This window comes from Mesorhizobium sp. NZP2234 (genome assembly GCF_013170765.1).
Taxonomy (GTDB): Bacteria; Pseudomonadota; Alphaproteobacteria; order Rhizobiales; family Rhizobiaceae; genus Mesorhizobium; species Mesorhizobium loti_D.
Genome location: NZ_CP033364.1, coordinates 4,511,932 through 4,524,426 on the forward strand (window position 1 = coordinate 4,511,932; position 12,495 = coordinate 4,524,426).

The 12,495-nt window shown below is 62.9% G+C and carries 15 protein-coding genes; 10 read left to right on the plus strand and 5 right to left on the minus strand.

Going from position 1 to position 12,495, the window contains the following annotated elements:
• From purQ to EB230_RS22355, 4 genes are all read left to right on the plus strand, one after another.
• The gene (gene purQ, locus EB230_RS22340; RefSeq protein ID WP_172373974.1) at positions 1 to 669 is read left to right on the plus strand and encodes a phosphoribosylformylglycinamidine synthase subunit PurQ; all 669 of its coding nucleotides are present in this window, start codon (positions 1 to 3) and stop codon (positions 667 to 669) included.
• A gap of 70 nt (positions 670 to 739) precedes the next feature.
• A complete protein-coding gene (locus EB230_RS22345; protein ID WP_056565397.1) occupies positions 740 to 1,405 on the plus strand; it encodes a glutathione S-transferase family protein in 666 nt (221 codons plus the stop codon).
• The gene (locus EB230_RS22350; protein WP_056562211.1) at positions 1,402 to 1,809 is read left to right on the plus strand and encodes a hypothetical protein; all 408 of its coding nucleotides are present in this window, start codon (positions 1,402 to 1,404) and stop codon (positions 1,807 to 1,809) included. Before EB230_RS22345 ends, EB230_RS22350 begins: the two co-directional genes overlap by 4 nt.
• Positions 1,810 to 1,811: 2 nt before the next feature.
• Positions 1,812 to 2,453 carry a Pr6Pr family membrane protein gene (locus EB230_RS22355; protein ID WP_056562213.1) on the plus strand — a complete coding sequence of 214 codons (642 nt, stop codon included), beginning with the start codon at positions 1,812 to 1,814 and terminating at the stop codon, positions 2,451 to 2,453.
• Positions 2,454 to 2,461: 8 nt separating this feature from the next.
• Here EB230_RS22355 and EB230_RS22360 read toward each other — a convergent pair whose 3' ends face one another.
• On the minus strand, positions 2,462 to 2,713 hold the full coding sequence (locus tag EB230_RS22360) for a DUF1127 domain-containing protein (RefSeq protein WP_056562216.1): 252 nt from the start codon (positions 2,711 to 2,713) through the stop codon (positions 2,462 to 2,464).
• Positions 2,714 to 2,807: 94 nt separating this feature from the next.
• On the opposite strand from EB230_RS22360, the gene EB230_RS22365 reads away from it, so the two are divergent.
• Complete coding sequence (locus EB230_RS22365; RefSeq protein ID WP_056562220.1) at positions 2,808 to 4,220, plus strand: PLP-dependent aminotransferase family protein; 1,413 nt, start codon at positions 2,808 to 2,810, stop codon at positions 4,218 to 4,220.
• A 16-nt stretch (positions 4,221 to 4,236) separates the two neighbouring features.
• Here the strand turns inward: EB230_RS22365 and EB230_RS22370 are convergent, their stop codons facing one another.
• Positions 4,237 to 4,401 (minus strand): hypothetical protein, encoded by a 165-nt coding sequence (locus tag EB230_RS22370; protein WP_171883315.1) that lies wholly within the window; start codon positions 4,399 to 4,401, stop codon positions 4,237 to 4,239.
• A 254-nt stretch (positions 4,402 to 4,655) separates the two neighbouring features.
• On the opposite strand from EB230_RS22370, the gene purL reads away from it, so the two are divergent.
• From purL to EB230_RS22395, 5 genes are all read left to right on the plus strand, one after another.
• Positions 4,656 to 6,887, plus strand: coding sequence for a phosphoribosylformylglycinamidine synthase subunit PurL (purL, locus tag EB230_RS22375; protein WP_056562222.1), 2,232 nt, complete (start codon positions 4,656 to 4,658; stop codon positions 6,885 to 6,887).
• The gene (locus tag EB230_RS22380) at positions 6,884 to 7,408 is read left to right on the plus strand and encodes a hypothetical protein (RefSeq protein ID WP_056562225.1); all 525 of its coding nucleotides are present in this window, start codon (positions 6,884 to 6,886) and stop codon (positions 7,406 to 7,408) included. Before purL ends, EB230_RS22380 begins: the two co-directional genes overlap by 4 nt.
• 118 nt (positions 7,409 to 7,526) lie before the next feature.
• Positions 7,527 to 7,760: a BolA family transcriptional regulator gene (locus tag EB230_RS22385; RefSeq protein ID WP_056562227.1), complete on the plus strand. Its 234-nt coding sequence runs from the start codon at positions 7,527 to 7,529 to the stop codon at positions 7,758 to 7,760.
• A gap of 154 nt (positions 7,761 to 7,914) precedes the next feature.
• Complete coding sequence (gene grxD, locus EB230_RS22390; protein WP_013895877.1) at positions 7,915 to 8,250, plus strand: Grx4 family monothiol glutaredoxin; 336 nt, start codon at positions 7,915 to 7,917, stop codon at positions 8,248 to 8,250.
• A gap of 268 nt (positions 8,251 to 8,518) precedes the next feature.
• A complete protein-coding gene (locus tag EB230_RS22395; RefSeq protein ID WP_081294720.1) occupies positions 8,519 to 9,787 on the plus strand; it encodes a multidrug effflux MFS transporter in 1,269 nt (422 codons plus the stop codon).
• A 22-nt stretch (positions 9,788 to 9,809) separates the two neighbouring features.
• Here the strand turns inward: EB230_RS22395 and EB230_RS22400 are convergent, their stop codons facing one another.
• The 3 genes from EB230_RS22400 to rpsD form a co-directional block, all read right to left on the minus strand.
• Complete coding sequence (locus EB230_RS22400; RefSeq protein ID WP_056562230.1) at positions 9,810 to 10,643, minus strand: inositol monophosphatase family protein; 834 nt, start codon at positions 10,641 to 10,643, stop codon at positions 9,810 to 9,812.
• Positions 10,633 to 11,520 (minus strand): tRNA 2-thiocytidine(32) synthetase TtcA, encoded by an 888-nt coding sequence (gene ttcA, locus EB230_RS22405; protein ID WP_056562233.1) that lies wholly within the window; start codon positions 11,518 to 11,520, stop codon positions 10,633 to 10,635. Before ttcA ends, EB230_RS22400 begins: the two co-directional genes overlap by 11 nt.
• Before the next feature lie 135 nt (positions 11,521 to 11,655).
• Positions 11,656 to 12,273 carry a 30S ribosomal protein S4 gene (gene rpsD, locus EB230_RS22410; protein ID WP_056562236.1) on the minus strand — a complete coding sequence of 206 codons (618 nt, stop codon included), beginning with the start codon at positions 12,271 to 12,273 and terminating at the stop codon, positions 11,656 to 11,658.
• Positions 12,274 to 12,495 lie beyond the last annotated feature (222 nt).

Consider the following 12,495-nt stretch of genomic DNA (forward strand, 5'->3'; position numbering starts at 1 on the left):
GTGAAATCAGCCGTTGTCCTCCTGCCTGGCCTCAATCGCGACCGCGACATGATCGCGGCGCTGACCAAGATTTCCGGCAAGGCGCCAGCCACCGTCTGGCAGACCGACACTGAAATCCCCGATGTCGACCTGATCGCCATTCCCGGCGGCTTTTCCTTCGGCGACTATCTGCGCTGTGGCGCCATCGCCGCGCGCATGCCGGTCATGCGGGCTGTCGCTGAAAAGGCGGCCAAGGGCGTGATGGTCATCGGCGTCTGCAACGGGTTTCAGATCCTGGTCGAGGCCGGCCTGCTGCCGGGTGCCTTGATGCGCAACAGTTCGCTGAAATTCGTTTGCCGGCAGGTAAAACTGCAGATCACCAACGCCAACACCATGTTCACTCGCCGCTATCAGCCGGGCCAGATCATCCGCTCGCCGGTGGCGCACCATGACGGCAACTATTTTGCCGACACAGAGACGCTCGCCCGCGTCGAAGGCGAAGGCCAGGTGGTGTTCCGCTATGCGGAAGGCACAAACCCCAACGGTTCGATCAACGACATTGCCGGCATCATCAACGACCAAGGCAATGTGCTCGGCCTGATGCCACATCCCGAAAACCTGATCGAAGCCGCCCATGGCGGCAGCGACGGCCGTGCACTCTTCGAAGGTGCGCTCGGTATCGCCGCTTGACGAGTTCAGCCGCGAATGCGGTAAAAATGACAAGGACATCAAGTCCATTGCTCTGGGGAGAGAGACGGTCATGAAACTCTATTCGCGGCCGTTGTCGCCCTACTCGTCGATCGTGCGCGCGCTGGCCTATATCAAGGACGTACCGCTCAAGATCATCGCGCCGCCGCCGGGTTTTCCGATCCCCGAGGAGTTTCGCGCCATCTCGCCGATGAACCGGATTCCGGTGCTGATCACCGGCTCGGGCGAAACCATTGTCGAATCGGTGGTCATCGCCGAATATCTCGAGGAACGGTTTCCGGAACCGGCGCTGCTGCCACCCGATTCCAAGGACCGCGCGCTGGTGCGCATGTTCGCCCGCATCACCGATCTCGACGTGCTGACGCCGACGATGAAGCTTTTCGAACTGCATTCCGTGCCGAAGCGCAACAATGCCGAGATCGACGCCCAATTCGCACGCCTGCACGACGGGTTGGCGGCGATCGAGGCGCGCATGGCGCAGGGCCCCTTCGCCCTCGGCAACGACATCAGCTTCGCCGATGCCTGGCTGACGCCGACCCGGTTCATCTTCAACAATTTCCGCGCCATGACGGGCCGCCAAGACCTGCTCGACGCCTATCCCAAATTCGATGCCTATGAGCAGATCGCGTCGCAGCATCCAGCCTTGTCGCGCGTATGGGGCGAGATGACCGACGGCCTGAAAATCTTTCTGTCCGAACTCGAGATGGGTGCCGCTTGATCAAGAGCAAGACGATCGTTCTCGTCGCCGCCGCAGGCCTTGTTCTGACATCGTGCCAATCGACCCCGAAAAGCACGCCTGTGCCCTCGGGCAAGAGTGCGTCACTGTTGGCCATGGAGCAGGTCGCAATCGCCGCCCACAAATGCTGGATCGCCAGCAAGGACCCGGCCTTCAGGCAATATCAGATGGCCAATGAGCTGAATTCCTTCAGCGGCACGCCGCGTTTCCTCTTGGTGCCGGCCAAGCACTATGGCGGAAAGCCATTGCTGGTCGTGCAGGCGCAAGGCAATTCGAGCCGCGTCGACGTGTTCGGACCGTTGATGAACGACCCGCTCGGCGCACGCATCGGTTCGGATATTGCGCGCTGGCAAGCCGGTAATCCGGCCTGCGCAGCGACCGCCTGACGATGGGCCGCTTCCTGCAGGTAGCGGGTCTGGCCATCGGTCTGGCCGGCCTTGTCCTGCAATTCTGCCTCACGATTCCAGCGTCGATGGAAGCCGGCCGCAGCCTGCTCGGCTCGATCGTGTTCTATTTCAGTTTCTTCACCATCCTGACCAACATCGGCGCGGTGCTGGTCCATACCTCGCTGCTGTCATCCAGCGGCTACGCGTGGCTACCCGCCTTCGCCGGCCCCCGGATGCGCGCTGGGGTCGCCGTGTCGATCGCCCTGGTCCTCATCGTCTACGCCACCGTTCTGGCGCGTCTGTGGCAGCCGCAGGGCCTGTTCCTGCTCTGCGATGTGCTGCTGCATTACGTGACGCCGGTTATCTTCGTGCTGTGGTGGCTGATATCAGGTGCCGACGGTAGAACGAGATGGAGCGACATTTCCTGGTGGGTACTCTATCCCATCGCCTACCTGGCCTATGCGCTGGCGAGGGCGCCGTTCGCCGGCGAGGTGCCCTACCCCTTCCTTGATGTTGCCAAGAACGGCGCAACCAGTGTCGCCATCGCTGCGCTGGCCATCACCGCGCTGTTTCTGGTGATATGCGTCGTTGCCGTTCTGGCCGATCGCGGCGTCGCGCGTCTCAGGACCAACAGCGTCCGGTAGGATCGGACCTATTCCCAGAAACGCCTGATACCTTCACGGTGGGCGTCGCAGCGCGAGATGCCGATATCCTTGAGCTGATCGTCGGTCATTTCCAGCAATGCCAGCCGGCTGCGCCGGCGTTCCAGCAAATGGTCTATCCATCGCGCCAGCGAACCGGCCACCCGCACCAGGCGGTTGACAAAGCCGCGACGACCCGACGGGCGGAGCGCCTGGCCTGCAAATGCTACTCTTGAAGGACGGATTGTCGCGATTGTATCCATTTTCTTTCTGCCAAAATTATTAATTGCACCCCCTTTTGGTGCGCGATTGATATGTATTGACTCAGATTTCGGTGCAATATAGAAAATTGTCACCATGACAAATTGGCTTCCAGATCTCACCGCCAGCACCGGACCGCTCTATCAACGCCTTGCGGACTCCATCGAAGCGGGCATCGACCAGGGCGTGATCGGTGCCGGAACAAAACTGCCGCCACAGCGCGACCTCGCCTACGACATCGGCGCCACCGTCGGCACGGTCGGCAGGGCCTACCAATTGCTGCGCGAGCGCGGGCTGGTGAGCGGCGAAGTGGGCCGTGGAACCTATGTGCTTGGCCAGCACGCCGACGGCGCGAAGCCGGAAGCGCCCGACGTCAGCGTGGAAGGCACCCGCACCGTCGATGCGCCGCAGGACAAGCTGCGTTTCGACAGCACGGCGGCACCCGATGTCGGCCAGGGCACCATTGTTGCCGATGTGCTGTCGCGCACCGCTCAGGATCATCCTCACGAGATTTCAAGCTATACGCGCGATTTTCCAACCCGCTGGTACGAAGCCGGCGCCCGCTGGCTGTCGCGCAACTCCTTGCGCCCAGCGGTCGACAGCATCGTTCCGACGCTCGGCACCCATGCCGCGGTGATGGCGGCGATCGCCGCACTCACCACGCCCGGCGACTACGTCGCCTTCGAACACCTCACCTATTCTCAGATTTCCCGCAGTGCCGGGTTGATCGGCCGGCGCACCGCGCTGGTGGCGTCGGACGACGAAGGTCTCGATCCCGAGGATTTCGAGCGCGTCTGCGCGCAAAAACATCCCAGGATGATCTTCCTGATGCCGACGGCCAAGAATCCGACACTGGTGACGCTGTCGGCGGCGCGCCGGGAGGCAATTGCGGGGATAGCGCGCGAATACAATGTTGTCCTGGTCGAGGATGACCTCTACGGCAACCTCACCGATGACCCGACACCGCTGCTTGCCGAATTCGCGCCCGAACGCACCATCGTCGCCAGCGGCCTGTCGAAATCGGTGGCGGCCGGCGTGCGCGGCGGCTGGCTCTCCTGCCCGCCCGCCTATCGCCACCGTATCCGTGTCGCCCACAAGATGATGACCGGCGGCATGCCCTTCCTGCTGGCGGAGGTGAATGCCCGCCTGGTGCTCTCTGGTCAGGCCGGCGAAATCCGCAAGCGCAGCATCGCTGAAATCAGCGCCCGCATCGCGATCGTGCGCGAGACGCTGGCCGGCTTCGCGTTCAAGTCACACGACAAGGTGCCCTTTGTCTGGCTGACTTTGCCCGATCCGTGGCTTTCCGGCACATTCAAGAATGCCTGCCTCGAACACGGCGTGCTGATCGACGACGAAGACGAGTTCAAGGCTGGCCGCTCCGAACAGGTCTTTCACGGCGTCCGCTTCGGCGTTTCGCAGCCGAGGCAGCGCGGCGATGTCGCCAACGGCGTTTCGGTCCTGCGTCGGCTTCTCGATGAGGGCCGTGCCGGCTACGACAGCTTCTCCTGAGAGCGCTGGGCCCGGATCAGCCTTCGGCCTTGAAGTTGCTGGCTTCCTCCTTGGCCTTGTCCTTGCCGTGCTTTTCGGCCAGTTCCTTGGCCTGCCCGGGTGAAACGTCGGTGGTCTCCGCGATACGCATGGCCTCCTTGTCCGAGAGGCGGTTGTCTTTCTTGCCTTGCCTGGTAGCCATGGTCCGATCTCCTGAATGGTCGGAGACGTAACGGCCGGGACATCATAGCGTTCCGCATTCGGCTTTGCCTTCCTCGTGCGGTCTCGCCCCGAAGATGGCCCGATGGGCGCCCGGAAAGACCCTGGTGCGGGCCTGCCCTGGTCTTCACCTTGTTGCTTTCTGTCTTTTTCCTCGGTCGACGGGTGTATCGGCCGCAAAGCTTGCGATAAGAGGAGACTCAAAATCCCCGCTTCCATGGACATTAATCGCCGCCCATGACCATTTCCAATTCCGTGCCGATCACCCCCGAGCTCATCGCCGCCCACGGGCTGAAGCCCGACGAGTATCAGCGCATCCTCGATCTCGTCGGACGCGAACCCAGCTTCACCGAACTCGGCATCTTCTCGGCGATGTGGAACGAGCACTGCTCCTACAAATCCTCGAAGAAGTGGCTGCGCACGCTGCCGACCACCGGGCCCCAGGTCATCCAGGGACCGGGCGAGAATGCCGGCGTCGTCGATATCGGCGATGGCGACTGCGTCGTCTTCAAGATGGAAAGCCACAACCACCCTTCCTTCATCGAGCCCTACCAGGGCGCGGCGACCGGCGTCGGCGGCATTCTGCGTGACGTCTTCACCATGGGCGCGCGGCCGATCGCGGCGATGAACGCGCTGCGCTTTGGCGCCCCCGACCACCCCAAGACCAGGCATCTCGTCGCCGGCGTGGTGTCGGGCGTCGGCGGCTACGGCAATTCCTTCGGCGTGCCGACGGTCGGCGGCGAGGTCAATTTCGATGCCCGCTACAACGGCAACATCCTGGTCAACGCCTTTGCCGCCGGTCTCGCCAAGACCAACGCCATCTTCCTCTCGGAAGCCAAGGGCGTCGGCCTGCCGGTCGTCTATCTCGGCGCCAAGACCGGCCGCGACGGCGTCGGCGGCGCCACCATGGCCTCGGCAGAGTTCGACGACAAGATCGACGAGAAGCGCCCGACCGTGCAGGTCGGCGATCCCTTCACCGAAAAATGCCTGCTGGAGGCCTGCCTCGAACTGATGGCCTCGGGTGCCGTCATCGCCATCCAGGACATGGGCGCGGCCGGCCTCACCTGTTCGGCGGTCGAGATGGGCGCCAAGGGCGACCTCGGCATCGAGCTCGACCTCGACAAGGTGCCGGTGCGCGAAGAGCGCATGAGCGCCTATGAGATGATGCTGTCGGAAAGCCAGGAGCGCATGCTGATGGTGCTGCGCCCCGAGAAGGAAAAGGAAGCCGAGGCGATCTTCCACAAATGGGGCCTCGACTTCGCCATCGTCGGCAAGACCACCGATGACCTGCGCTTCCGCGTCCTGCATCAAGGCGACCAGGTCGCCGACCTGCCGATCAAGGATCTCGGCGACAAGGCGCCGGAATATGACCGGCCATGGATCGAGCCGAAGAAGCCGGCGCCGCTTGCCGCCAATGACGTTCCGCAGGCCGATGTTGCGGACACGCTGCTGAAACTGCTCGGCGGCCCGGACCTGTCCTCGCGCCGCTGGGTGTGGGAGCAGTACGACACGCTGATCCAGGGCAATTCGCTGCAGCTCCCGGGCGGCGATGCCGGCGTGGTGCGGGTGGAAGGCCATGCGACCAAGGCGCTTGCCTTCTCGTCCGACGTGACGCCGCGCTATTGCGAGGCCGATCCCTATGAGGGCGGCAAGCAGGCGGTTGCCGAATGCTGGCGAAACCTGACCGCCACCGGCGCGGTGCCGCTGGCGGCCACCGACAACCTCAATTTCGGCAACCCGGAGCGGCCCGAGATCATGGGCCAGCTGGTCGGGGCGGTGAAGGGCATCGGCGATGCCTGTCGCGCGCTCGGCTTTCCGATCGTGTCCGGCAATGTCTCGCTCTACAACGAGACCAACGGCCAGGGTATCCTGCCGACACCGACCATTGGCGGCGTCGGCCTGATATCAGACTGGTCGAAGATGGTGCGGATCGGCTTTGCCGCGCAGGGCCAGATGATCCTGCTGGTCGGCGCCCCCGCCGCCTGGGGAACGCATCTTGGCCAGTCGGTCTATCTCAGAGACATCCATGGCCGCACGGACGGTCCGCCGCCGCCGGTCGACCTCGCTCATGAGAAGCGCGTCGGCGACCACGTGCGTTCGTTGATCGCGTCCGGCATCGTCACCGCGGCGCATGACGTTTCCGATGGCGGCATCGCCGTGGCGCTAGCCGAAATGGCGATGGCGTCCGGCATCGGCGCGACCGTTCCCGGCCTTGTCGGGACGGATCCGATCCCGGTCTGGTTCGGCGAGGACCAGGGCCGCTATCTCCTGACGCTGTCGATCGACCCGCATGGCGAGGAATGGGACGCCATCCGCAAGCAGCAGGGCGAACTCGGCATCTTCGCGCCGTGGATCGGCTCGACCGGCGGCGACGCGTTGAAGCTTGGCGATGGCAGGGCAATCCCTGTCAGCGACCTGACCGCCGTCCACGAAGGCTGGTTCCCGCGCTTCATGGACCAGGCCAGTTGAGCACACTGGCTGCCCGGGCGCTGCTCGCAGTCGTCTTCTGGCCGTCGCTGTTCTTCTTCTGGTTTCTCGGGCCGTTCGTCTTCTTCCTGCTGTCGACGACATCGAGCGAGGTTTGCACCAGGCTGGAAACGCGCGCCGAGTTCCTTGGCGCGGCCAATGGCACGCTTCCGATGCTGGCCCTGCAGACCCTCCTCTATGCGGTTCCGATCGCCTGCCTGGTGCTCTGGAGCCGGCTTTTGCCGGATCCGGCCCGGACGAGGCACATCGTCACCTGCATCAAGCTTTTCGCCGTCGCGGCAGTCCTCGGAGCCCTGTGGGAGTATGGCTCTTCGCTGGCCTGCGATGGTTACGGCCAACCGTTTTTCTCGCCCGCCTGGAAAATGACCAGCTATTTGCCGATCGCCAATCTGGCGGTCAACCTCCCCCTCTACGTGCTGGTCTTCAGCCTCGGCCGCGCCTTCTCGATGCGCGAAGACGACCCTGCGGCCGATGCGAACCGTCCGGACGAGAACGCGGCCTAGGTGACAATCGCGCCAGTGCCGGACGGAACGGCTTCAATCCCGGCCGGAAAGGCTTTAGGTTTACCCCGACTCTCATCGCACGGGCGCGTTGCCGCCCGCCCGAAACAGGAATTCTGCAATGGCAATGGACGCCCGCGACATAGAAAAACTGATCAAGGACGGCATACCGGATGCCCGCGTGACGATCCGCGACCTCGCCGGCGATGGCGACCACTACGCGGCGGAAGTCGTCGCCGAGAGCTTTCGCGGAAAAAGCCGCGTCCAGCAGCACCAGATGGTCTATGACGCGCTGAAGGGCAATATGGGCGGCGTGCTGCACGCGCTTGCCCTGCAGACCAGCGTCCCCGACTGAGGGCAGTTCCAGCCCATACCCGCTTGGCCCAATACCGCCCATCCTTTGCGCCATTTCGGCCATGGCGCGGCTAATGTCTTGTTTCGGGCAACCTATGGGTTTATTTGAAAGACATGCTTCGAGCCTGACTCCCACAGGCGTGAAAGGATGTTCCATGAGCGGTATCAACGACTACATCGACAATGAAGTGAAGGGCAACGACGTCGTCCTTTTCATGAAGGGCACGCCCGGTTTTCCGCAATGCGGTTTCTCCGGCCAGGTTGTCCAGATCCTCGACTATATCGGCGCCGACTACAAAGGCGTGAATGTCTTGGACTCGGCTGAACTGCGCCAAGGCATCAAGGACTACTCCAACTGGCCGACGATCCCGCAGCTCTACGTCAAGGGCGAATTCGTCGGCGGCTGCGATATTATCCGCGAGATGTTCCAGGCCGGCGAGTTGCAGACCTTCCTGGTCGAAAAGGGCGTGAGCGTCAAAGGCGCCGCCTGATTTCGGTTTCAGGTCCGTCGCAGCGACCGCGCTGAGTATCGGGTAGCCCCGCCTCGGCAATTTTTATGTCCCGATATCGGGACCAAGACGAGCCAATGCGCCGGCCCGCCGGCGCATTTTTGTTTTAGAGCGTTTCACCGTTTCATGGAAACGGCGAACCGCTCTAAATCTCTGTTTTGACGCAATTCCCAAGGGCAAGCGCTACGCGCTTGTCCCGGGAAAACCGCCCACACTTTTCCTGGAATTGCTCTAGAAGATCGGACTTGCCGTGGATCAGCAATCATCAGCGCCGCAATCGGCAAGCAAACTGCCTATTCCGCGCTGGGAGTTCATTGCGCTGTGCGCGGCGCTGATGGCGCTGAATTCCCTGGCCATCGACATCATGCTGCCGGCGCTGCAGCAGATCGGCGCCTCGCTCGGCGTCGAGAATGAAAACCACCGGCAATATGTGGTCACCGCCTACATTCTGGGTTTTGGTGGCGGCCAGCTGTTCTTCGGACCGATATCGGATCGTTTCGGCCGCCGCTCGCCGCTTGTCGCGGGTCTGATCATCTATGTGGCGGCAGCGGCCGCCGCGGCCATCGCGCCGAGCTTTGAAACGCTGCTGATATGTCGTGCCGTGCAAGGCATTGGCGCGGCCGCCACGCGCGTCATCGCGGTCTCGATCGTGCGCGATACATTCGACGGCCGGCGCATGGCCGAAGTCATGTCGCTGATCTTCATGGTGTTCATGGCGATACCGGTCATCGCGCCCGGCATCGGCCAGGTCATCATGCTGTTCGCGACCTGGCACTACATCTTCGTTACCATGGCCGTCGGCGCGCTGATCGTGTCGGCGTGGTCGCTGGTGCGGCTGCCTGAAACGCTGCACCCCGAATATCGCCGGTCCCTGACGTTCTCCTCCGTCGTCGGCGGATTCCGCATCGTGCTCACCAATCGCATCGCGCTCTGCTACGCCTTTGCCAGCACCTTCGTCTTCGCTGCCATGTTCGGCTTCATCGCCTCGGCACAGCAGATCTATGTCGACATCTTCCATGTCGGCGAGATGTTCCCGGTCATCTTCGCCGGGGTCGCGGGCGTGCTCGCCTTCTCCAATTTTCTGAATTCGCGCCTTGTCGGCCGTATCGGCATGCGCCGGCTGTCGCAAAGCGCGCTGCTTTTGTTTCTGGTCATCAGCCTGGTCTGGCTGGTCGTTTCGCTGGAAATCAAGATGCCGCTCTGGCTGTTCGTCACCTTCTTTGCCAGCGCCATGCTTCCCTTCGGCGCGCTCGGTGCCAATTTCAACGCCTTGGCCATGGAGCCGCTCGGCCAACTGGCCGGCACCGCGTCGTCCATCCTGGGTTTCATGCAGACGTTCCTCGGCGGCATTCTCGGCACGCTGATCGGCCAGGCGTTCAACGGCACGGTGACGCCGCTTGCCGCCGGCTTCTGCAGCGTCTCGGTCGCGGCGCTGCTGATGATCCTCATCGCCGAGCGCGGCAAGATGTTCCAGCCGCACAACCCACCCGTTTCAGGGCATATAACCGACCTGCACTAGATCTTGCCGTCCGCCGCAGGAGTTAAGCCTGCTCAGCCCACAGCTCGCGACGCAGTTCACGCCAGCTCTCCTTGTCGGGAGCGACCAGCAGGCCGCCGCCGACATGCGACGGCAGGTAAGGGCTGCCGTCGAAGCGCGCGGCATGGCCGCCGGCTTCGGCATGGATCAGCGCACCGGCGAGATGATCCCACGGCATCAGCTTGTTGTAGACGACGAAATGGCCGTGACCGCTGGCCAGCAAGCGGTATTCATGGGCGGCGCAGCGGTAGTTGAACTGCGACAGCGTCTTGGTCTGGTTGCAGGCCAGCCGCGTGCGGTCCGGCTCGGCCATGTATTGCCATGAGACCGCGCCGGTCATCTCCGAGATCGGCGCACTCGCGGCAACCCGCACCCGCTCGAGCGTGCCGTGGGCATGGCGGATATGGCTGCCGGCGCCCTTGGCGCCGATCAGCCAGTCCTTGCCGACCGGATCGTGGATGATGCCGGCGACTGTTTCGCCCTGGACCACGACGGCAAGCATGACACCAAACAGCGGCACCCCTGAGGCGAAATTGAAGGTGCCGTCAACCGGGTCTATGACGAAGGCCAGATCGGCATCACCCAGACCGTCGAGCAGCGCCGGGTCGTCGGAACAGGCTTCCTCGCCGACAACCATGGCCGAGGGATAACGCTGGCGCAGCCTGACGGTGATCAGCCGCTCGGCGTTGACGTCCGCTTCCGTCACCAGGTCGGCGGCGGAGGTCTTCTGTCTGATGTCGCCACCGCCCAGCCGGCGAAAGCGGGGCATGATTTCGGTGTCGGCCGCCTCGGCCAGCAGGCTGGCCAGCCAGTCGATCTCGTTGTCGTCAAATGTCATCGGAAGTGTCTTGTCCTGTGATGAGGGTTTGGTTCAGGGCGGCAAAATCGAACAGTTTCCTGTCGAGCAAATGTGACGGCCTGGTGTTGGACAGCGCACGGATCATCGTGTCCTTGCGGCCGGGCATGCGTTTTTCGATGTCATCCAGCATCGCCTTCATGGCGTTGCGCTGGAGGCCTTCCTGGCTGCCGCAAAGGTCGCAAGGGATAATCGGGAACCGCATCGCCGCGGCGAATTTTTCGAGATCGATCTCGGCGCTGTAGCTCAGCGGCCGCAGCACCATGACGTCGCCTTCGTCATTGAGCAGTTTTGGCGGCATGGCGGCGAGGCGGCCGCCATGGAACAGGTTCATGAAGAAGGTCTCTAGAATGTCCTCGCGGTGATGGCCGAGCACCAGCGCCGAACAGCCCTCTTCCCGCGCGACGCGGTAGAGATGGCCGCGCCGCAGCCGCGAGCAGAGCGAGCAATAGGTACTTCCCTGCGGCAGCTTGTCGGTGACGACCGAATAGGTGTCCTGGTACTCGATGCGGTGCGCAATGCCATTGGCGTTGAGGTAGTCCGGCAGGATGTGCTTGGGAAAGTTCGGCTGGCCCTGGTCGAGATTGCAGGCCAGCAAATCGACCGGCAGCAGCCCGCGCCATTTGAGATCGAGCAAGATAGCGAGCAGGCCGTAGGAATCCTTGCCGCCCGACAGCGCGACCAGCCAGCGCTGGCCCGGCTCCACCATCGAAAAATCCTCGATCGCCTGGCGAGTCAGCCGCAGCAGCCGCTTGCGCAATTTGTTGAACTCGACCGAGGATGGCACATCGGCGAACAGCGGGTGGGAGCCGCCTTCGGCAACAGGTTCAAGCGTCTCGATGTCTGGCAGCATATTCATGGCGCGGCGGCCCCGGAGATGTGACTTCCGCCCGGATTAGCGCATCGGCCGGAAAATCGAAACGGCAAAGCGGATGCGCCAAACAAAAAGGCCGCCTCGAGGGCGGCCTTTCCGATATCGCAGAAAAGCGTTCGCTTAGCGCGAATAGAATTCGACGACCAGGTTCGGCTCCATCTGGACCGCGAACGGAACGTCCGCAAGGCCGGGAATACGTGAGAAGGTCGCGACCATCTTATTGTGATCGGCTTCGATGTAGTCCGGAACGTCACGCTCGGCGAGGCCGACCGATTCCAGGACGATGACCAGCTGCTTCGACTTCTCGCGCACTTCGACGACGTCGCCCGGCTTGCAGCGGTACGAGCCGATGTTGACGCGCTTGCCGTTGACGTTGATGTGGCCGTGGTTGACGAACTGACGGGCAGCAAAAATGGTCGGCACGAACTTGGCGCGGTAGACGACCGCGTCGAGACGCGATTCGAGCAGGCCGATCAGGTTCTCCGAGGTGTCGCCCTTGCGGCGGTCGGCCTCTTCATAGACCTTGCGGAACTGCTTTTCCGAAACGTCGCCATAGTGACCCTTCAGCTTCTGCTTGGCGCGCAGCTGCAGGCCGAAGTCGGAAAGCTTGCCCTTGCGGCGCTGGCCATGCTGGCCCGGGCCGTATTCACGCTTGTTGACCGGGGACTTCGGGCGGCCCCAGATGTTTTCGCCGAGACGGCGGTCGATCTTGTATTTCGCGGATTCGCGCTTGCTCATCGCATTCCCTTTTCAAAACAACACACCCGGCACCTCATGGCCCGGGTGAAGGAAACGCGCCCTCCTCTGGCCTCCGTTTTCGAGACCTGACAGGGTTTTCCCACGCAACGCGGCGGAAAACCCACGGGACACGTCAGTTCAAACAAAACCAGAAACAACCAAGGCAACCGGTCTTGCGCATATAAAACAAACACCAGACATCGCTGCCCGGCGTTGGCGGCT

Excerpts from the sequence above, each read along its gene's own strand:
- EB230_RS22345 (WP_056565397.1), top strand. The coding sequence starts at position 740 with ATGAAACTCTATTCGCGGCCGTTGTCGCCCTACTCGTCGATCGTGCGC.
- EB230_RS22355 (WP_056562213.1), top strand. The coding sequence starts at position 1,812 with ATGGGCCGCTTCCTGCAGGTAGCGGGTCTGGCCATCGGTCTGGCCGGC.
- EB230_RS22360 (WP_056562216.1), bottom strand. The coding sequence starts at position 2,713 with ATGGATACAATCGCGACAATCCGTCCTTCAAGAGTAGCATTTGCAGGC.
- EB230_RS22365 (WP_056562220.1), top strand. The coding sequence starts at position 2,808 with ATGACAAATTGGCTTCCAGATCTCACCGCCAGCACCGGACCGCTCTAT.
- EB230_RS22370 (WP_171883315.1), bottom strand. The coding sequence starts at position 4,401 with ATGGCTACCAGGCAAGGCAAGAAAGACAACCGCCTCTCGGACAAGGAG.
- purL (WP_056562222.1), top strand. The coding sequence starts at position 4,656 with ATGACCATTTCCAATTCCGTGCCGATCACCCCCGAGCTCATCGCCGCC.
- EB230_RS22385 (WP_056562227.1), top strand. The coding sequence starts at position 7,527 with ATGGCAATGGACGCCCGCGACATAGAAAAACTGATCAAGGACGGCATA.
- grxD (WP_013895877.1), top strand. The coding sequence starts at position 7,915 with ATGAGCGGTATCAACGACTACATCGACAATGAAGTGAAGGGCAACGAC.
- EB230_RS22400 (WP_056562230.1), bottom strand. The coding sequence starts at position 10,643 with ATGACATTTGACGACAACGAGATCGACTGGCTGGCCAGCCTGCTGGCC.
- ttcA (WP_056562233.1), bottom strand. The coding sequence starts at position 11,520 with ATGAATATGCTGCCAGACATCGAGACGCTTGAACCTGTTGCCGAAGGC.
- rpsD (WP_056562236.1), bottom strand. The coding sequence starts at position 12,273 with ATGAGCAAGCGCGAATCCGCGAAATACAAGATCGACCGCCGTCTCGGC.